Origin of the sequence: Actinomyces israelii (assembly GCF_030253495.1) — a bacterium.
Taxonomy (GTDB): domain Bacteria; phylum Actinomycetota; class Actinomycetes; order Actinomycetales; family Actinomycetaceae; genus Actinomyces; species Actinomyces israelii.
In genome coordinates this window covers 461,932-480,812 of record NZ_CP124548.1, presented here as the reverse complement: position 1 = coordinate 480,812, position 18,881 = coordinate 461,932, and the positions used below count along the sequence as shown (strand labels likewise).

Genomic DNA, 18,881 nt, shown 5'->3' with positions numbered 1-18,881 from the left:
CGACCGATCTCGAGCCGGAAGTGAGCCGATCGCGGCGGCCTCCCCTTCCCGGGCCCCGGTCCGGGCCTTCGCCCGGGCCCCGGCCGGCCCCGCCTCGCCCTCGACCTCGGCTCCACCCGGTCCGCCGGCCCATCAGGCCCTCTGGCGCAGGCGGCCGTACAGGCGGACCAGCGGCCCGGGCGCCCACCAGTTCCACCGGCCCAGCACCGTCATCGTCGCAGGCACGAGCAGCAGCCTCACGAGCGTGGCGTCAACGGCCACCATAATGGCCAGACCCACGCCGATCTCCTTGATGGAGATCATCTCGCCCGAGACGAACCCCAGGAAGACGGCGATAATAATGGCCGCCGCCGAGGTGATAATGCGTCCTGAGCGCTGCAGGCCGCGGGCGACCGCCTCGTCGTTGTCATGCCCGTCCTCCCAGTACTCGGTGATGCGTGCCAGCAGGAAGACCTCGTAGTCCATGGCCAGGCCGAACCCGAACGCCATGAGGCAGGCCACAATGAAGGTCTGCAGTCCCGGGGTCTGCGGCAGGCCGAGGTGCCCGTGCTCGAAGAGCCAGGATGTGATTCCGAGAGAGGCGATCAGTGAGAGGCTGTTGATAATGAGCGCCTTGAGCGGCACCACCAGTGAGCCGGTCATGCAGAACAGCAGCACGAAGACGGCCGTGATGACAATGAGCGCGGCCCAGGGCGCCCGGGCGGCCATCGAGTCGATGAAGTCGGTCTGCTGCGCGGCCGCGCCGCCCACCCAGAACCGGTACCCGGTGTCGATCGCCCGGATCCGGTCGACGGCATCGACGGCCTGCCGGCCCACCGGGTCGTCCACGTCCATGAGCACGCCGATGAGCACCGCGCCCTCGTGGTCGGCCAGCTCCGAGGCGCTCGCGCGGACGACGCCGTCCATGCCCCGGATCTCCTCCACGAGCCCGGCGGCGCCGTCGAGGTCGGTCTGCGCCACGATACTGATCGTGGGAGTGGCCAGTGCCGGGTAGTCGTCCTGCAGAATGTCGTACCCGGTGCGCACCGAGGCGTCGGCCGGCATGTACTCGACAATGTTGGCGCGCATGCGCAGCGAGCCGATGGGGGCGGCCATGGCCGCCAGGACCGCGGCGATGACGACCATGACCATCCACGGGTGCGCCACTACGCGGTGGGAGAGCCGGCTGAACACGCCGTCGTCGGAGGAGGAGTCGCCGACGGCATGCAGGAGGCGGCTGACGCCGGGCACCCGGCTGACCGTGCTCGGGCGGACCAGGTGCCCGCCCAGGAGCGTGATGACGGCCGGCACGAGCGTGACCGTGCACAGCACGGCCAGCAGCGTCACGGCGGCCGCCCCTGCCGCGATCGTCTTGAACATCGGGGAGCGCATAATGAGCAGGCCCACGATGGAGCAGGCGATGGTCAGCGCCGAGAAGGAGACCGTGCGCCCCGCGGTGGCCACGGTGCGCACGACGCCGTCCCGCACGAGCGCCTTCATGACCGCGCCCCGCGGCAGCCGGCCGTCGTCGTACCCGGACTCGACCAGCCGGATCGCGACCTCCTCGCGGTATCGGCTGACGAACAGCAGGCCGTAGTCGATCGACAGGGCCAGGCCGATAATGGAGATGACGTTGAGGATGAAGGAGTGCACGTCCAGGACGAAGGTCAGGCACCACAGCGCACCCATGCCGGTGAGGATGGAGACGACGGCGCCCGCCAGCGGCAGGCCGGCGGCGAGCAGGCCGCCGAAGATGATGATCAGCAGGACGAGGGCCACGGGGAGGCTCACGGACTCGCCCCGAGCGAGGTCCTTCTGGACGAGCTCGCCGATGGAGTCCCCGATGAGGTCCGCGGAGACGGCACGCACCTCCGCGCCTGGGGCGTACTCGCGCAGGGAGTCGCGGTAGGCGCCCTCGGCCGCGGCGGCCACGCGCGCGTTGGCGGCGTCGGCCTCCTTGTCGGTCAGTCCCTCGTCGAGGGCGACGACGACGGCGTAGCCATCGCCGTCCGTCGACAGCAGCGTCCTGGCCTGCTGCGAGGCGGAGCCGGGCAGTGCGAAGGGGTCGGTCGCCGAGGCGACGCCGTCGAGCCCGGTGAGCTTCTCGCGCGCGGCCGTAGCCGCGGCGGCGGCATTCGCATAGTCGCCGGCGACGTCAACGCCGTCGACCACGACGGTGATCTTCTCGCCGGTGCTGTCGTCGGAGGTGGTCATGGAGGACACGACGTTGGACTCGGTGCCCGGCGTGGTGACCTCGCCGCTCGCCAGCCGCTCGAACAGGCCGCCCCGGCCCCAGCCCTGGAAGACCAGGGAGGCCGCGAGGACGACCAGCAGCGCCCAGCCGACGACGAAGCCCACGGGGTGGCGGGAGACGGTGCGACCTATGCGAGTGAACATGTCAGGCCCTTCGTGTGCAGCGGCGTGGGAAGACTCGTCGGCATGTCCGGGTCCCGGGAGCGTGCGCGAGGCCCATCCATAACGAAACGATCGTTTTTATATGGCTGTAACAGTAGGCCGTTCACGGCCGCGAGTCAACAGGCCGGCGGTGCCGTCCGGGAGGCGACTCGTGCGGAAGCGGACCGATCTCGACGAGGTGGGGCGTCCGGTGGCCGAGACGCCCGGGAGGAGATCCGCGCCACACCGTGCCGGTCGCCGGGAGCTGCGCTACGGTTCTTGCATGCACCGCACCGAGGTCATCCTCTACGTCGAGGACCAGGATCGCGCCGCGTCCTTCTACCGCCGGGTCCTCGGGGCCTCCCCCGCCCTGGACGCGCCCGGCATGACCGAGTTCGACCTCGAGGACCTCACGCTGGGCCTCGTGCCCGAGCGCGACTCGGTCGCACGCGTTCCGGGCATCACCCCGGGCACGGGCCAGCGCTGCGAGATCTACCTGCGGCGCCGCGACGCCGCCGCCGCCCTGGAGCGGGTCGAGCCCGCCGGAGGCCGCGTCCTCGCTCCGCTGTCCGGCCGGCCGTGGGGCGAGTCGGTCGGCTACGCCCTGGACCCCGACGGGCACGTGCTCGCCCTGGCCGAGGTCGGCCCCGACACGGGCGGCGGCCCGGCCGGCGCCTGACCGCCCGTCGCCCCCGGCGGGAAGTCGGGGGCGAGGAGCCGGAGAAGCGTCGACGAAGAGCCGCGGACGGACTGTCGAGTAAGGGTAGCCTTAAAATCATGAGCGCCTCCGAGACCCCCGCATTCGACCGCAGCTCCGTCGCCCGCGTCGCCACGGACCGGCCCGACCGGTACGGCCGCCAGCTGGTCGCCCACATGGGCCGCAAGATCACGACGGCCTGGGACGACGCCTCCGCCACCGGCTCGCTGTCCTTCAACCGGGAGGGCCCGGTGACCGGCGTCGTCGAGCTGGCCTGCGACGAGGGCGCGCTCGTCCTCGCGCTGCGCACCACGGAGGCGGATCTGGCGCGCCTGGAGCGGGTCACGGGCACCCACCTGGCCCGCTTCGGGCACAAGGAGGGGCTCGCCGTCTCCTGGGTGCGCGACAACGGCGCCCCCGGCACCGCCCAGGGGCCGCTGTCCGAGGAGGACATGGCCCGCACGCGCGCCGAGCGCGAGGCCCGGCGGGCCTGAGCCGCGCCCCGGGCCGCCACCGCCCCGGGCCGCAGGGCCCCAGGCCCCGGACCGCAGGGCAGACGACTACCGGTGCCGCGCCCTGTCCGCGGGCCTCGCCCCGAGCCCCGGGCCGACGACGGCCCGCGCCGGCGGGTCCTCCCCGCGCCGCCCTCAGTCCCCCAGGTCGGTGATGTGCCCGGCGGGGTCCTTGATCCGGACCGTCAGCAGCAGACCGATCACCAGGACCAGCATGATCCCGAGGATGCCCCAGTGGGAGGCCTCCGCGCCGCCGACGAGGACGCCGATCCAGATGAACGTCCCGTACATCGCCGGCGCCAGGAAGGACACGGCGCGGCCCGTCGTGGCGTACAGGCCGAAGATCTCGCCCTCGCGCCCCTTGGGGATCACGCGCGCCAGGAAGGAGCGCGCCGCCGACTGGGTCGGGCCGACGCACCCGGCCAGGACCAGGCCGAGCACCCAGAACACCCTCGCTCCGCCGCCGTGCAGGAAGAACACGCCGACGCCCGCGCACACGAGGATCGTCAGCGACCCGATAATCACCCTGCGGGGGCCGATGCGGTCGTCGAGCGCCCCCGAGGCGATGGTCGCGACGCCCGCGATCACGTTGGCCGCGACGGCGAAGACGAGAACATCGCCGCTGGTGAAGCCGAAGGTGTTCTGGGCGACAACGCCGCCGTAGGTGAACACGCCGGCCAGGCCGTCGCGGAAGATGGCGGCGGCGAGCAGGAACCACAGCACCTCGGGATGAGTGCGGTGCAGCGCCACGAGCGTGCGCCACAGTCGCTTGTAGGAGCCCCAGATCGACTCCTGCCGGCGGACCCGCACGGCCGGCCCCTGCGACGGCTCGGCCGGCTCGGCCTCGAGCCCGGCCTTCTCCCGGTCCGCCCCGCGCTGAGCGTCCTCGAGAATGGCCTGCCGACGCCGCCGGCCCCGCCTGCCGGACTGGGTCACCAGGACCGGGATCGCGCTCAGCCCGAACCAGACGGCGGCAACGAGCATGGAGGCGCGGACGCTCAGCCCGTTGTCAGCGGTGACCCCGAACCAGCCGACGCGGGGATTGATGAAGCCGACATACACAATGAGCAGCAGGACGATGCCACCGACGTAGCCCATGCCCCAGCCGAGCCCGGAGACGGCGCCGACCCTGTCCCTGGTGGCGATCTGGGGCAGGATGCCGTTGTAGTTGACGCTCGCCAGCTCGAAGAAGATGTTGCCGACCCCCAGCAGCGCGATGCCGAGCCAGAGGTGGCTCGGCCGCGGCAGCACGAGGAACAGCGCCGCGCTGATGGCCACGACAATGGTCGTGTAGGCGCCGAGCCAGAAGACGGTCCGCCCCGCCCTGTCGGCCCTCTGCCCGGTGACCGGCGCCAGCAGGGCGATAATGAATCCGGCGATCGACAGTCCCAGCGAGAGGGCGGACTCGTTGGCCGCCTTCACGCCGAAGTCGGGGCCGGTGAGGTAGACGGTGAAGACGAAGGTCGTGATGACGGCGTTGAAGGCGGCGCTCCCCCAGTCCCACAGCCCCCAGGCGAGGACGGGCCAGGACAGCAGGCGGGTCGGCCCGCCCGGATGGATGCCGCTGTAGGGCTTGGTCTCGTGCTGGGGGGCGCTGAGCAGGTCGCCCTCGGACTGGGGGTGGGTCATGCTGCGAGCCTACGGCGCCGCAGGCGGTCGTGCGGCGGCCTTGGCGCCGTTGAGGATGGCCGATCGGTCACTGCGACGGACGGCGCGGCCCGTCGCCCGACGGCGCCCGCGGCGGGCGTCACCGAGCGGGCGCGAGGACCTCGGCCAGGGCGAGGTCGAGCGGCGTGGTGACCTTCATGGCGAGGGGATCTCCCTCGACGACGACGACGGTGCCGCCGGCGGCCTCGACGAGTCCGGCGTCGTCGGAGGCGGCCCGGGCCTCGTCGGCGGCGCGGTCGGCGCCCAGCCGGTGGGCGGCGACCAGGGTGGCCGAGGCGAAGCCCTGCGGGGTCTGCACCGCCCGCAGCCGGGAGCGGTCGGGGGTCCCCACGACCACCTCGACCGGCGTGTCGGCGGCGGGGGCGCCGCCCGCGTCGGCCGGGCCCGCGCCCGCCCGGCCCGTGGCGGCGACCTCCTTGACCGTGTCGCTCACGGGCACGGCGGGGACGACGGCGTCGTATCCCGCCCGCACCGCGGCCACCACGCGGCGCACGACCTCGGGCGGGGTGAGGGCGCGGGCGGCGTCGTGGACGAGGACGACGGCCGCGCCGGGCCGGGCGGCCAGCGCGGCGGCCAGGCCGAGGGAGACGCTGGCCTGCCGGGAGTCGGGCGAGCCGGGAACGACCTCAATGCCGATGGGGGCGCCGCGGGCCCCGCCGGGGTCACCGGCGCGGGGTCCGGCCGTCCCGGTGTCGGACCGTGCCGCGGAGTCGGCCCCGGCCTTCGCCGCACGCCCGGAGGCGGGCCCAGTCGCGTGCCCGGAGACAAGCTCGGCCTCGAAGCGGGCGATGTGCTCCGCGGGCGCGGTGACGACGACATGATCGACGACGCCCGAGGCGGCCAGGCAGCGCACCGCACGGCGCACCAGGCTCTCCCCGGCGACCTCGACGAGCGCCTTGGGGCCGGCGGCGCCCAGACGGGTCCCGGAGCCCGCCGCGGTCAGGACGGCGACGACGCCGCCCCCATCGCCGTCGGCGCAACCGGCCCCGCCGGCGCGTCCGGCAGCATCGGTGCTGCCGGCCCCATCCGTCGCGGGCACGAGCGGCTCTCAGGCGGCGGTGCCGGAGGCGAGGACCTCGTCGAGCTTGGACTCGGCCTGGTCCTCGGCGGTCTTCTCGGCGAGGGCGAGCTCGGAGACGAGGATCTGGCGCGCCTTGGACAGCATGCGCTTCTCCCCGGCGGACAGGCCGCGATCGGTGTCCCGGCGGGAAAGATCGCGGACGACCTCGGCGACCTTAATAACGTCACCGGAAGCGATCTTCTCCTGGTTGGCCTTGAAACGGCGCGACCAGTTGGTGGGCTCCTCAGTGAGCGGGGCGCGCAGCACGTCGAAGACCTTTTCGAGTCCGGCCTCATCCACCACGTCCCGCACCCCGATGAGCTCCACGCTCTCCGCGGGGACGAGGATTGTCAGGTCTCCCTGCGCAACCTCGAGCTGTAGATAGGTCTTCTCCTCACCGCGTACTTTGCGCTGGCGGATATCAATAATCCGGGCCGCGCCGTGGTGGGGGTAGACGACGGTCTCGCCGACTTCAAAGGTCATAGGTGACGTCACTCCGTAGCTAATGGCAGGAGCCTCAGTTTACCAGGGAATGGCGCGCATATTCCGGGGAGGTACCTCACAGGTCACACGGTGGAACGCGCAACCTTCAGCGACCCGTCCCGCCCCCCCCGGCTGCACCCCCCCCCGGCCCCGGGCCGCCCCAGGACCCGGGGCTAAGCGGAGTCGTCAGAGGTGACCAGCATGTACCCGACTCCGCGCACCGTGGTCAGCAGCCGGGGCGCGCTCGGCTCGACCTCGATCTTGGCTCGAATCCGCTTGACGTGGACGTCGAGGGTCTTGGTGTCCCCCACGTAGTTCGCCCCCCATATCCGCTCAATAATCTGACTGCGCGTCAGCACGCGGTCGGGGTTTCGCAGGAACAGCTCGAGCAGCTCGAACTCTCGCAGCGGCATGGTGACGGCCTCGCCGTCGACGCGCACCTCGTGGCGCTCGACGTCCATCATGACCCGGCCCGCGCTCAGCAGCAGCTCCTGGGGCCCGTCCTCATGGCTGCGCCGCAGGACGGCGTGCACGCGGGCGAGCAGCTCGCGGTAGGAGTACGGCTTGGTGACGTAGTCATCCGCGCCGATCTCCAGGCCCACGATCTTGTCGATCTCGGAGTCCTTGGCCGTGACCATAATGACGGGGACCCTGGAGATGCGCCGTATGCGGCGGCACACCTCCGTGCCCGACAGGCGCGGGAGCATGAGGTCGAGCAGCACGAGGTCGATCGAAGCGGGCCCGCCGGACCTGCCGGCCGCCTCGAAGCGCTCGATGGCGGCCGCCCCGTCCTGCGCCTCCACGACCTCGAAGCCGTCGCGGCGCAGGCTGAGGGCCAGCGGCTCTCGGTAGTTCTCCTCGTCCTCGACGAGCAGGATACGGGTCATGTCTGGCCTTCCTCGGAGATCGCGGCGATGGCGGCGAAGGCCGCGCCCGCGGCACCGGAGGCGACGGCGGCCTCGGCCTCGGGGGCCGCGCCCGCCGGGTCCGGCGGCTCCGGAACCAGGCGCGGCAGGACGAGGGTGAAGGTGGACCCGCGCCCCGGGGTGGACCACAGCTCGACGGTGCCGCCGTGGTCGGCGGCCACGTGCTTGACGATGGACAGGCCCAGCCCCGTGCCGCCGGTGGCCCGCGACCGCGCCTTGTCCACGCGGTAGAAGCGCTCGAACACGCGCTCCTGCGCCTCCTTGGCGATCCCGATGCCCTGGTCGACGACGGCGATGCGCACCAGCTCGTCGGTCGAGCCCGCTGCGGCGGCGCCCTCCGCGCCGCCGGCGACGTCGTCGGCATCCGAACCGCCTGCGCCGCCCGCGCCGTCGGGACCGTCCGCGCCGCCCGCACCATCACCGGCGCCCGTGCGATCAATGCTGATCCCCACGCTCACGCGCGTGCGCGGGTCGGAGTAGCGGATGGCGTTGTCCAGCAGGTTGCGCACGGCCGTGGTGATGAGAGCGGCGTCGCCGCGCACGTGCAGGCCGGGGGTGCCGCCCGAGATGAGGGTGACCTCCTTGGCCTCGGCCTCGGTGCGCACCCGGTCGATGGCCTCGGCGACGACGGCGTCCAGGTCGACGTCGTCGGGCTCGACCAGCGCGTCCCCCTCCTGGAGGCGGGAGAGCTCCACGATCTCCTGGACGAGCACGCCCAGGCGCGTGGTCTCCCGGCGTATGCGGCCGACGTAGTTGCGCACGATATCGGGGTCGTCGACGGCGCCCTCGACGGTCTCGGCCAGCAGGGCGATAGCGCCGACTGGGGTCTTGAGCTCGTGGGAGACATTGGCCACGAAGTCGCGGCGCATGTCCTCCAGCCGCTTGGCGGCGGTGCGGTCCTCGATGAGGACGAGGATGCGGCCGCGCCCGATGACGGCCACGCGCACGTACAGGTGGAACTGGCCGGCCCCGGCGACGCGTCCGCGGGCGACGGCCAGCTCGGCCTCCTCGGGCGCCCCCCCGGCTCGCACCCGGGCGACCATCTCGGCCACCTGCGGCTCGCAGACCTCGTCGTCGCGCACGATGTTGTAGGTGTAGGCGGTGGCGGAGGCGCGCAGCACCTCGTCGTCGTCGTCGAGCACGACGACGGTCGAGCGCAGCGCCGCCAGGACGGGCACGACGCCGTCGTCCTCAAGGGTGGAGCCCGCGGTGATGCCGTTCGAGCGGGAGCCGTACAGGGGCGGAGCGAGGGCGAAGGCGGCAGCGGCGCCTATCCCGACACACACGACGGCGACGCTGACCAGCAGCACGAAGCTTCCCACACCCCAAGGGTAGAGGCGGGACGGTGCCGATCGCGAGCCCTCCCGGGCGAGCCGCCCCGCCCGCCCCGCTCAGCGGCCACAATGGTCGTTGGAAGACGCCCGACCCCGGGCGGCCGACCGCCGCGACCCGGCCCGTAACCGGCCCAGAATCAGGAGCGACCCCGTGCGAGACATCTTCAATCAGGAGCTCAAGCAGCTCGGCTCGGACCTTGAGACCATGGCCAGGCAGGTGGCGACGGCGATCGAGCGGGCCGCCGAGTCGCTCAGCAACGGGGACATCATTGTCGCCGAGCAGGTCATCGACGCCGACGAGCGCATCAACGACCTGCAGCGGGACATCGACGACATGTGCATTATGCTGCTGGCCCGTCAGCAGCCCGTGGCCGGGGACCTGCGCAATGTGATCTCGGCCCTGCGCATGGCCCAGACCCTGGAGCGGCAGGGCGACCTGGCCCGGCACGTGGCCGCCATTGCGCGCGGACGCTACCCCGAGCCCCCGGTCCCCGAACCGGTCATGGGCCTGATCCTGCAGATGGCCGACGCCGCCGTGCGCGCCGGGGCGGACGTCGCCCGCCTCATCGCGACCCACGACCTGGACCTGGCGGCGCAGATCCAGCGCGGCGACTCCGAGCTCGACGCCCTGCACCGCCAGTCCTTCCAGATGATCCTGGACCCCGCCAACGAGCTGAGCCGCCAGCAGGTCGTTGACGCGGTCCTCATGGGGCGCTTCCTGGAGCGCTTCGGCGATCACTCGACGTCGGTGGCGCGCCGCATGGCCTACCTGGTCTCCGGCGGCGCCCCGGGCTGAGCCGCCGTCCCCTTCACCGAGATCAGTCGCATTCCGGCTCGAGATCGGTTCACTCCCGCGCCGGGACCAGCGAAGAGGCACCGGCGGTCTGCCGCTCCCCCGCGGGGGAGCGGCAGACCGCCGTCGTAGAGACGGGTGCGCCTACAGCACCATCAATGCCGCCGGCGTCACTTGCCCTGGTTGGCGACCGCCGCGATCTTGGCCTCGGCCTCCGGGTCGAGGTAGCGACCGCCCTTCTTGATGGGCTTGAGGGTCTCCTCGTCCAACTCGTATACCAGCGGGATGCCAGTGGGAATGTTGACACCCGCAATGTCAGCGTCGGAGATGCCGTCGAGGTGCTTGACAATGGCACGCAACGAGTTGCCGTGCGCCGCGATGAGAACGACCTTGCCCGTCTTGATCTCGGGGACAATGGTGCTCTCCCAGTACGGGAGCATGCGGTTCAGGACGTCCTTGAGGCACTCGGTGGCGGGGATGGGCTCGCCGGCATAGCGCGGGTCGGCATCCTGGGAGAACTCGCTGCCGGCCTCGATGGCCGGCGGAGGAACGTCGTAGGAACGGCGCCAGAGCATGAACTGCTTCTCGCCGTACTCGTCGCGGGTCTGCTTCTTGTTCTTGCCCTGAAGCGCGCCGTAGTGGCGCTCGTTGAGACGCCAGTTGCGCTCGACCGGGATCCAGTGGCGGTCGGCGGCGTCGAGGGCCAGGTTGGCAGTCGTAATGGCGCGGCGCAGCATCGAGGTGAAGAGCTTCTCAGGCAGGACCCCCGCCTCCTTGAGCAGCTCACCTCCATGGACGGCCTCGGCACGGCCCTTCTCGGACAGCGGCACGTCGACCCAGCCGGTGAAGAGGTTCTTCGCATTCCAATCGCTCTCGCCGTGGCGGAGCAGCACAAGGGTGTAAGCCATGCCCCTATCTTGCCAGGCCGGGGCGGGCACGACCAGGCCCCTGAGTCCCAATGGACACAGGGGCCCGGCCCAGCACGTCAGTCGCACCGGGATGTCCGCCGAGGGCGGCCCCGCTCGCACGGAGATCGTGCCGCCCCCGGCGGGCGGCCCGGCTCGGCAGCCGAGCCCGGTCAGTTGGCGGCGTCGTAGGCCTCGCGGATGGAGGCGGGGATACGGCCGCGGTCGGAGACCTCGTAGCCGTTGGCGCGAGCCCACTCGCGCACCTTCTGCGTGTTCGAGGAGGTCCTGGGGGCCGCTCCGGCACGACGACGGATACGACGGCCGCTCACGCGCCGGGCCTTCACCGTCCACTCTTCAACGGTCTCACGCAACGCCGCCGCGTGGTCATCATTGAGATCGATCTCGTAGTTCACGCCGTCAAGAGCGAAGGTGACGGACTGGGTGGCCTCTGAGCCATCGATGTCGTCCACAAGAATGATCTGGGTCTTCTGCGCCATGGCACACACCTTTCGGGGTCAGCGGTCCTCGCTTTCGAGCGAGTAAATCATCAGTGACAACGCTAAACGCAAAGCGAATTGAATGCAAGCCCAAACGGGGGTCAAGTTATCCGCGCCCCCCGCCCTCGTTTCCGCAAGCCTCGTTGCCGGTATCCACCGATGCCGTCGAGCGGGCGGGGACCGGCGGCGGGCCGGACGGCCCCGCCGGCCGACAGAGAACGAAAAATCCCGGAACCCTGGGGTCCCGGGATGAGGCGCTCGCGCGGAGCCACCTGTGGGAATCGAACCCACGACCTATTCATTACGAGTGAATCGCTCTGCCGACTGAGCTAAGGTGGCGTGCTGCATGGCAGCGGACCGCAGGCTACCGGCCCCGGCGCCGGTCGCGCAATCCGTGCGCCGGGCACGCGGAGGTGGTACTGAACACAGGCCCTCGCGCACCGTCAGCCGACACCGTCGTGCGGGCGACGCGCCGGGATTCGCGCGGGCCGGACGCGCGCCGCCGAAGACGGCCCTCTTCCACGCATTCGACATCCCGCCCCCGGAGACGGAGACACGGGGCAGCCGCCACCGCCCGCCCTATCCTCTTTGAACGCCCGGACTCACCGTCGCCCCCGTGGGCCCCGCCCTCGCCGAGAGCCCTAAGAGATCGCTGAGATCATTACGACCGGCCCTTGCCCGACCGACAGGGCCGCGCCCCCGCGCGCCCGATCACCGAACCGAGGAGACCCACCATGCCCATCGCGCCAGCACCGAGCGTCCATATCATCTACGCGGGCGGCACCATCGGAATGGTCGACTCTCCCGACGGGCTCGTGCCCGGCGCCGATCTCGGCCACTGGCTCGCCGCGCTCCTTAAGGGCACCGATCTTGAGGGGAGGGTGTCGCTGGCCGCCCTCGACCCGCTTATTGATTCCGCCAATGCGACACCCGAGTCGTGGCAGGAGATCCTTAATGAACTGCGTGCGCATCGCGGCGCGGGCCCGACGACGGGCACGACGGGCACGGCGGCGGGCACGGCGGCGGGCACTGAGGGCACAGCGAGCGCCGCGGGCACCGAGACCGCGGAGAGCGCTCAGAGCCCCGGAGGGGCGAACGCCTACGTCGTCCTCCACGGCACCGACACCATGGCCTACACCTCGGCCGCCCTGTCCTACGCCCTGACAGGCTTCGACCGCCCGGTGGTCGTCACCGGCGCCCAGCTGCCCCTGGGCGCCGTCGGCTCGGACGCGGCTCCCAACGTCGCCGGGGCCCTGCGCGCCGCCACGAGCGGGCGGGTGACCGGAGTCGCCCTCTTCTTCGGGCACCACCTGCTGGCCGGCAACCGCGCCACGAAGACCAGCACGTGGGGCCTCGAGGGCTTCGCCTCCCCGTGCGCGGCGCCGCTGGCGACCGCCGGCGCGCCCTGGCAGTGGGCTCCCGCGCCCGACGCCGAGTGGGGCCAGTGGGACCAACGGCCCGCTGCGTGCACGCCCGGAGCGAACCGTCCGAGGCCCCTGCCGTACGGGCACCACGACGTCGTCGTCGTCGACCTCGTCCCGGGCATCACCGCCTCCCGGCTGCGGGCCCTGCTGACGCCCCTGCCCGACGCGGTGATCCTGCGGGCCTTCGGAGTCGGCAACGTCCCGAGCGCGCAGCCCGGGCTGACCGACGTCGTCGCCGACGCGGTCGAGGCGGGCACGGCCGTCGTCGTCGCCTCCCAGTGCCACCAGGCCGAGGTAGTGCTGGGCCGCTACGAGACAGGGGACGCGATCGCGCGCGCCGGAGCCGTGGGCAGCGGCGACATGACGCTGGAGGCGACCTACGCCAAGGTGCAGTTCCTCCTGGCCCAGGGGCTGCGCGGCGGCGAGCTGGCCGCCCGGGTGGGTCGGTCGATCGCGGGCGAGCTCACCGAGCCGCACGGCTGAGCCGAGCCGCACGACCGCCGGTCCCGGCACCGCGCCGGCCGAGCCTGCTACCGCGTCCGCGGGCCGTCGGCCGCGGACGGCTCCGACGACGGCCCCGCCGCACGCCGGCCGGGCTCACTTGCTCTTGCTCCCGGCGCAGGTCTTCCCCTCTTCGGGCAACTGGCCGGCCAGCAGGTAGGCGTCGACCGCCCGGGTGATGCAGTCGCCCGCGCGCCCGTAGGCCGTGTGGCCGTTGCCGTCCCAGGTGAGCAGGTGGCCGTCGTCGAGCTGGGAGGCCAGGGCCTGGCTCCACGGGTAGGGGGTGGCCGGGTCGCCCGTGGTGCCGACGACGAGGATCGGGGCGGCCCCGGAGGCGTGAATCGGGTCGCGGGACCGGGAGGACTCGTGGCCCCAGGACTGGCAGAACAGGTCCGAGTAGACCAGCGCCTCCCCGAAGGTCGGCGACGCGGCCTTGATCTCCCCCGCCTCGGCGTCCCAGGACGCCGTGTCCCCGGTGACCGGGTAGTCCAGGCAGTTGATCGCGTTGATGGCCTCGCTGCCGTTGCCCTTGTAGGTGCCGTCATCATTGCGCGAGGAGAGCCTGTCGGAGATGCGGAGCAGGGTCGAGCCGTCGTCCTGGTTCATGGCCTGCGCCAGGCCCTGGGTGAGCACGGACCAGGACTCGGACTGGTACATGACCCTCAGGATCGCGTCCTGCGCGAGCGGGTACGTCAGCGGCCGCCTCGAGTCGGAGGTCCTCAGGGGCAGGGTCCGGACCCGGTCGAGGAAGTCCTGCACCTGCTTGACGCCGGAGTCGACGTCGCCCGTCAGGGGGCACCCCTGCCCGCTCTGGCAGTCCTCGATGTAGGAGCGCAGGGCGTTCTCGAAGCCCTGCGCCTGCCCCAGCGCGACCTGCCCGGCCGTGAGCGTCGGATCGATCGCGCCGTCGAGCACCAGGCGCCCGACGTTGCCGGGGAACAGCTCGGCATAGGTCGCCCCGAGGAAGGTTCCGTAGGAGTAGCCGAGGTAGCTCAGGGCGCCGTCTCCGACGACCGCCCGCAGAATGTCGAGATCACGGGCCGCCGAGATGGTGTCGACGTGGTCGAGCAGCCCCTGGGTGGTGGTGGCGGTCTCGCACTTGCCCTCGAGCTCGGTGGCGCGCTCGGCGACGTCGGCCCGCGCCTCATCGGCCGGGGTCTTGTTGGTGATCTGCTTCTCCCCCTCGCCCGAGCGCTCCGCGTCGAGCTCGGCGTCGGTCAGGCACTCGACGGCGGTGGAGCTGCTCACGCCGCGCGGGTCGAATCCCACGACGTCGTAGGACTTGAGCAGGTCGTCGGAGAAGTAGCCCTTGACGCCCTCGACCAGGTTGACGCCCGAGCCCCCCGGGCCGCCCGGGTCGATGAACAGGGAGCCGATGCTGGTGCCGTCCGCCGTCCGGCGCTTGAGGGCGAGCTCGATGGTGGCGCCGTCGGGCTCGTCATAGCTCAGCGGCACGGTGACGCGCGCGCAGGAGTAGGTGCCGGGGCCCGCGGCGGCATCGGCCTCCTGCATGCCGCTCTTCTCCTCGCAGGGGTACCAGGAGATCTCCTGGTTGTAGAATCTCTCCAGTCCGGCGGGCGTGGTGGCCTGCCCGCCAGCGGCTACGGGCGTGGGTGTCACCGTGGGCCGGCTGCCGCAGGACGCCGTCGCCAGGGCTGTCAGGAGGACGACGGCCGTCGCGAGGGCGCGGCGGGCGCGGGAACGCGAACGCAAGATACTCACGTCAGCAGCCTACGGCGCCGGTTCGCCCGCGGTTCTCCTCCTGAAGGGGGACCGTGTCCCGGACGCTCCTTATCTGAAAGTTATCTGAAAGGGGCTCCGGTTCTTGACGGGGCAGCTCAGCGGCGCGGTCCAGCGGCGTGTCACCCGGCGAGGCCCGACGGCGCGTCCGCCCTGGGGTGCGGCCCGCACCGGGACCGGGGCCCCGTCAGGGCCTCCCGACCGGGTTCGCCTCTGGCATAACGTGTCCGGCATGAGCGACAGCACCCCGGCCCGGGCGTCGGCCGGCGCCCGCGCGGAGATCAAGGACTTCCTGACCACCAGACGCGCCAAGGTCACCCCGCCGATGGTGGGCCTGCCCGTCGTCGCCGGGAACCGGCGAGTTCCCGGCCTGCGTCGCGAAGAGGTCGCCATGCTCGCCGGCGTGAGCGTCGACTACTACACGCGCCTGGAGCGGGGCCACGCCGGCGGGGCCTCGGAGGAGGTCCTCGACGCGCTCGCCTCCGCGCTCCTGCTCGACGACGCCGAGCGCCAGCACCTGTTCGATCTCGCCCGCTCGGTGTCATCCACCGGCCGGACCCGACGGCGCTCCCGCACGAGCGGCGCGGCACTGCGGCCGGGCGTGCAGTGGCTCCTCGACTCCATGGCGGTGCCGGCGCTCGTGGCGGACTCCCTGAGCACCTACGTCGCCTCCAACCTCATGGCGCGGGCCCTGTACTCCCCCATGTTCCTCGATCCCGCTCCGGAGGCGGCGGATCAGGGGGTCAATATGGCCCGCTTCGTCTTCCTCGACCCCCGCAGCCGCGACTTCTTCCCCAACTGGGACTCCGGTGCGGAGGACCTGGTGGCCATGCTGCGCCTCGCCGCCGGGGCGGGTCCGGCGGACGCGCGTCTGACGGCGCTGATCGGGGAGCTGTCCACCCGCAGCCGCGAGTTCTCCAGGCTGTGGGCGCGCCACGACGTGCGCTACGTGTGCCGCGGGGAGAAGGTCATCCGCCACCCGGTGGTCGGCGAGCTGCACCTGGCCTTCGAGCCCATGCCACTGACGACGGCGCCGGGGATGCGCATGACGGTCTACGCCGTCGAACCGGGCTCGCCGAGCCAGGACGCGCTGAGACTGCTCGCCTCCTGGGCGGCCACGGAGCCGGCGCCCGCCGCGGAGGACAGCCCGGCCGCCCCGTCGTCGTGCACCTGAGAGTCCGCGCGAGCGGGCCCCGCCCGCGTACGAGCGGTGATCTCGCGGGCGTAGCCGCGCTGGAAGGCCCACGCCCAGATCCCATCGAGGTCCTCCTCCAGCCGGCACCGGCCGGCCTCCGCACCGCGGACGGTCAGGCGCGGAGCGGCGAGGGTCGCCATGCGCGCCGACGCCCCGGCTCCTGCGCCCCGCGGCGCGGGTTCCGCCGGAACCTGGACGGACACCTCGGAGCTGCCCCTGCCCGAGGGTGAGATACTGACCATGAAGGCGCCCCAGGAGTCGGGCCACGAGTAGTGACGGGTGCCCAGCATGAGGCGGGAGTGGATGCCGGTGGCGTCGAAGACCGTGCGCCGACACAGGCAGAAAAGAGCGAGGACGCCGATCGCGACCGCGATCAGCAGGCACGTGAAGAGGCCCCCGCCTCCCCGGCCGCGCCGAGGGCACTTTACGCCCCCGGATCGCTTACTACGCCTCTTTGTCCCTTACTACGCTCCTTTTCCCCGTACAGTAAGGGACAAAGAGGCGTAGTAAGCGACAAGAGTCCCGGCCAGGCGGCGCGGGGACCGCCGTCGGCCCCATGGGCCCCGGCGCACGCCCCTCACGCCTGGGGGCGCAGCTGGACCATGAGGGACTCGACGGCCAGCAGCGGGGCGGCGTTGGAGCGCAGCCGCGCCCGGCACTCCTCGATGGCGGCGATGCGCGCCAGGGACTGCTCGGGGCCGGTGGCGACGGCGACCCGGTCGAGGGCCTCGGCGAGGTCGATGTTGACGGGTTCGACGTCGCTGCCCATCTGAGCGGCGAGCACGTCGCGGTAGAAGGAGAGCAGGTCGATCATGGCCCGGTCCAGGACGTCGGTGCGGGCGCGCCTGGCGCGGCGCTTCTGGTCCTCCTCCAGCTGGCGGACCTGGGCGCGCAGCGCGGGCGGCACCCTGGCGCCGTCCTCCAGGCCCAGCGCCCGCAGCAGGGCGGCCTTCTCCCGTGCGTCGCGCTCGGTGGTGGCGTCCTTGGCCTCCGCCTCGGCCGCCTCGACGAGATCCGCGGCCGCCAGGACCGCGTCCCCGACGCTGCGCAGGGAGACGGGCGCGAGCAGGAGGCGGCGTCGGCGCTCCCAGGCGCCCGGGTCGGTGGCCAGGTGCCGGGCGAGCCCGATGTGGGACTGGCTGGCCCGGGCGGCCCGTGCGGCGAGGTCCGGGTCGGCGCCGTCGCGGCGCACGAGCAGCTCGGCGACGGCGTCGGCCGGCGGTATGCGCAGGGTCACCAGGCGGCACCGGGAGCGGATGGTGGGCAGGACGTCGTCGGCGCTCGGGGTGCACAGGAGCCACACGGTCTGCGGCGGAGGCTCCTCGATGGACTTCAGCAGCACATTGGTGGTGCGCTCGGCCATGCGGTCGGCGTCCTCGACGAGCAGGACGCGCCAGCGGCCGGTCCAGGGGCGGCGCTGCGCCTCGCCAATGAGGCCCTTGGCCTCCTCCATGGTGATGAGGAGCTTCTCGGTGGCCAGGCGCACGACGTCGGGGTGGGCGCCGCTCATGACGTCCCGGCAGGGCTTGCACCGCCCGCAGCCGGGGGTCGGACCGGTGCACTGCAGGGCGGCGGCGAAGGCGCGGGCGGCATTCGAGCGGCCCGAGCCGGGCGGGCCCGTGATCAGCCAGGCGTGAGTCATGGCCGAGCCGTCGACGGCGCGGTCGGGGCCGGCCGGCTCGGCGGGACCAGCGGAATCGGCCGGGTCGGCCGCCGGACCGCGCTCCGGCGCGGGCGGGCCCTGCGCGATGTGCGGACGCCCCGCAGCGGCCTCGTGCGCCTGCGGGCCCTGCGCGGCGCCCTCGCGCGCCTCGGCGACGGCGCGGGCCGAGCGGGCGGCCGCCTCGAAGGCGGCGATGACGGCCTCCTGCCCGACGACGTCGTCCCACACGCTCACCGGGCGCCCCCGCGGTGGGCGGTCACCGCGGCGACGAAGGCCTCCAGGCCCATGAGCACGCGCTGGTGGGCGGCCCCATGCTGGAAGCGGGCGCCGTGACGGCGAACGGCCTCGACGGCGGCCTCGATGACGTCGTCGGCGACCTCGCCGACGGGGCGGTCGGCGTCGATGACGACGAAGCGGGCGGGCTCGGCCTCGGCCAGGGCGAGGAACTGGGCGCGCAGGGCGGCGTGGAAAGCGTCGGTCTCGCGCTCGAGGCGGTCCTTGGCGCCGCGGGCCATGGTGCGCCGCGCGGCGAGTCCCGGCTCGGCGTCGAGCAGGATCGTCAGGTCCGGGAGCAGGCCGTCGGTGGCCCACAGGGACAGGGCGCGGACGTCCTCGGGGCCCAGTGCCCGGGCGGCGCCCTGGTAGGCGACCGAGGAGTCGAGGTAGCGGTCGGTCAGGACGACGGCGCCGCGCTCGAGGGCGGGGCGGATCCTGGTGGCGACGTGGTGGGCGCGGTCGGCGGCGTACAGGAGCGCCTCGGCGCGGGGGGCGATGTCGCCGCCGTGCAGGAGGAGCTCGCGGATGGCGCCGCCGAGCCCGGTGCCGCCGGGCTCGCGGGTCAGGACGTGGTCGACGTCGGCCGCCGCGAGCAGGTCGGCGAGGATGCGGATCTGGGTGGTCTTGCCGACGCCGTCGCCGCCCTCGAAGGAGATGAACAGGCCCGGCTGCACGGCGTCCGCCGTCTCGGGAGCGTCGGGGGCGGCCTGCGGTTGAAGGGCGTTGTCGATCACAGAGCCAGCGTAGCGGGCGGGGCGGACGCACGGGGGTGGGCGGGGCGAGGGCGGGCGGAGGCGCAACCGAGCTCGCCCCTTCGCCGAGACACGCCCT

Annotated in this window: 17 protein-coding genes and 1 tRNA gene; 6 read left to right on the top strand and 12 right to left on the bottom strand. The window is 72.6% G+C overall.

All coding sequences use genetic code 11. The features are described from left to right. Positions 1–132: 132 nt before the first annotated feature. Positions 133–2,376 (bottom strand): MMPL family transporter, encoded by a 2,244-nt coding sequence (locus AIF0345_RS01895; RefSeq protein ID WP_285296949.1) that lies wholly within the window; start codon positions 2,374–2,376, stop codon positions 133–135. Between the two features lie 280 nt (positions 2,377–2,656). Here AIF0345_RS01895 and AIF0345_RS01890 point away from each other — a divergent pair, with 280 nt between their 5' ends. Both AIF0345_RS01890 and AIF0345_RS01885 read left to right on the top strand, forming a co-directional pair. Then, positions 2,657–3,052 (top strand): VOC family protein, encoded by a 396-nt coding sequence (locus AIF0345_RS01890; protein WP_052374905.1) that lies wholly within the window; start codon positions 2,657–2,659, stop codon positions 3,050–3,052. Positions 3,053–3,150: 98 nt separating this feature from the next. After that, complete coding sequence (locus tag AIF0345_RS01885; RefSeq protein WP_285296948.1) at positions 3,151–3,564, top strand: DUF2218 domain-containing protein; 414 nt, start codon at positions 3,151–3,153, stop codon at positions 3,562–3,564. A 153-nt stretch (positions 3,565–3,717) separates the two neighbouring features. On the opposite strand, the gene AIF0345_RS01880 is transcribed toward AIF0345_RS01885, so the two are convergent. From AIF0345_RS01880 to AIF0345_RS01860, 5 genes are all read right to left on the bottom strand, one after another. Further along, on the bottom strand, positions 3,718–5,211 hold the full coding sequence (locus tag AIF0345_RS01880) for an MFS transporter (RefSeq protein WP_043562363.1): 1,494 nt from the start codon (positions 5,209–5,211) through the stop codon (positions 3,718–3,720). Between the two features lie 118 nt (positions 5,212–5,329). Then, positions 5,330–6,289: an IspD/TarI family cytidylyltransferase gene (locus tag AIF0345_RS01875; RefSeq protein ID WP_404975964.1), complete on the bottom strand. Its 960-nt coding sequence runs from the start codon at positions 6,287–6,289 to the stop codon at positions 5,330–5,332. 9 nt (positions 6,290–6,298) lie between these two features. Beyond that, positions 6,299–6,793 (bottom strand): CarD family transcriptional regulator, encoded by a 495-nt coding sequence (locus tag AIF0345_RS01870; protein ID WP_043562362.1) that lies wholly within the window; start codon positions 6,791–6,793, stop codon positions 6,299–6,301. Between the two features lie 173 nt (positions 6,794–6,966). Further along, positions 6,967–7,680, bottom strand: a complete 714-nt coding sequence (locus AIF0345_RS01865) for a response regulator transcription factor (protein WP_043562361.1) — start codon at positions 7,678–7,680, stop codon at positions 6,967–6,969. Further along, positions 7,677–9,041 (bottom strand): sensor histidine kinase, encoded by a 1,365-nt coding sequence (locus AIF0345_RS01860; RefSeq protein ID WP_285296947.1) that lies wholly within the window; start codon positions 9,039–9,041, stop codon positions 7,677–7,679. The genes AIF0345_RS01865 and AIF0345_RS01860 overlap by 4 nt, the downstream gene beginning before the upstream one ends. 163 nt (positions 9,042–9,204) lie before the next feature. Here AIF0345_RS01860 and phoU point away from each other — a divergent pair, with 163 nt between their 5' ends. Then, on the top strand, positions 9,205–9,849 hold the full coding sequence (gene phoU / locus AIF0345_RS01855) for a phosphate signaling complex protein PhoU (RefSeq protein ID WP_043562359.1): 645 nt from the start codon (positions 9,205–9,207) through the stop codon (positions 9,847–9,849). A gap of 167 nt (positions 9,850–10,016) precedes the next feature. Here phoU and AIF0345_RS01850 read toward each other — a convergent pair whose 3' ends face one another. The 3 genes from AIF0345_RS01850 to AIF0345_RS01840 all read right to left on the bottom strand — a co-directional run bounded on the left by AIF0345_RS01850 (position 10,017) and on the right by AIF0345_RS01840 (position 11,590). Beyond that, positions 10,017–10,754, bottom strand: coding sequence for a phosphoglyceromutase (locus AIF0345_RS01850; RefSeq protein ID WP_043562358.1), 738 nt, complete (start codon positions 10,752–10,754; stop codon positions 10,017–10,019). Between the two features lie 170 nt (positions 10,755–10,924). Continuing rightward, entirely contained in the window at positions 10,925–11,251 is a 327-nt protein-coding gene (locus tag AIF0345_RS01845) for a histone-like nucleoid-structuring protein Lsr2 (RefSeq protein WP_043562357.1), read from the bottom strand. 266 nt (positions 11,252–11,517) lie between these two features. Then, positions 11,518–11,590 (bottom strand) — tRNA-Thr (locus tag AIF0345_RS01840). Positions 11,591–11,985: 395 nt separating this feature from the next. Here AIF0345_RS01840 and AIF0345_RS01835 point away from each other — a divergent pair. After that, complete coding sequence (locus tag AIF0345_RS01835; protein WP_285296946.1) at positions 11,986–13,158, top strand: asparaginase; 1,173 nt, start codon at positions 11,986–11,988, stop codon at positions 13,156–13,158. Between the two features lie 114 nt (positions 13,159–13,272). On the opposite strand, the gene AIF0345_RS01830 is transcribed toward AIF0345_RS01835, so the two are convergent. Next, the gene (locus AIF0345_RS01830) at positions 13,273–14,898 is read right to left on the bottom strand and encodes an alpha/beta hydrolase (RefSeq protein WP_285296944.1); all 1,626 of its coding nucleotides are present in this window, start codon (positions 14,896–14,898) and stop codon (positions 13,273–13,275) included. A 250-nt stretch (positions 14,899–15,148) separates the two neighbouring features. On the opposite strand from AIF0345_RS01830, the gene AIF0345_RS01825 reads away from it, so the two are divergent. Further along, a complete protein-coding gene (locus tag AIF0345_RS01825; RefSeq protein ID WP_285296943.1) occupies positions 15,149–16,090 on the top strand; it encodes a helix-turn-helix domain-containing protein in 942 nt (313 codons plus the stop codon). Between the two features lie 159 nt (positions 16,091–16,249). Then, a complete protein-coding gene (locus AIF0345_RS01820; protein ID WP_268917543.1) occupies positions 16,250–16,384 on the top strand; it encodes a hypothetical protein in 135 nt (44 codons plus the stop codon). A gap of 304 nt (positions 16,385–16,688) precedes the next feature. Here AIF0345_RS01820 and AIF0345_RS01815 read toward each other — a convergent pair whose 3' ends face one another. After that, positions 16,689–18,008 carry a DNA polymerase III subunit delta' gene (locus tag AIF0345_RS01815; RefSeq protein WP_268917542.1) on the bottom strand — a complete coding sequence of 440 codons (1,320 nt, stop codon included), beginning with the start codon at positions 18,006–18,008 and terminating at the stop codon, positions 16,689–16,691. Next, a complete protein-coding gene (gene tmk, locus AIF0345_RS01810; protein ID WP_404975996.1) occupies positions 18,005–18,781 on the bottom strand; it encodes a dTMP kinase in 777 nt (258 codons plus the stop codon). The genes AIF0345_RS01815 and tmk overlap by 4 nt, the downstream gene beginning before the upstream one ends. Between the last annotated feature and the right edge of the window lie 100 nt (positions 18,782–18,881).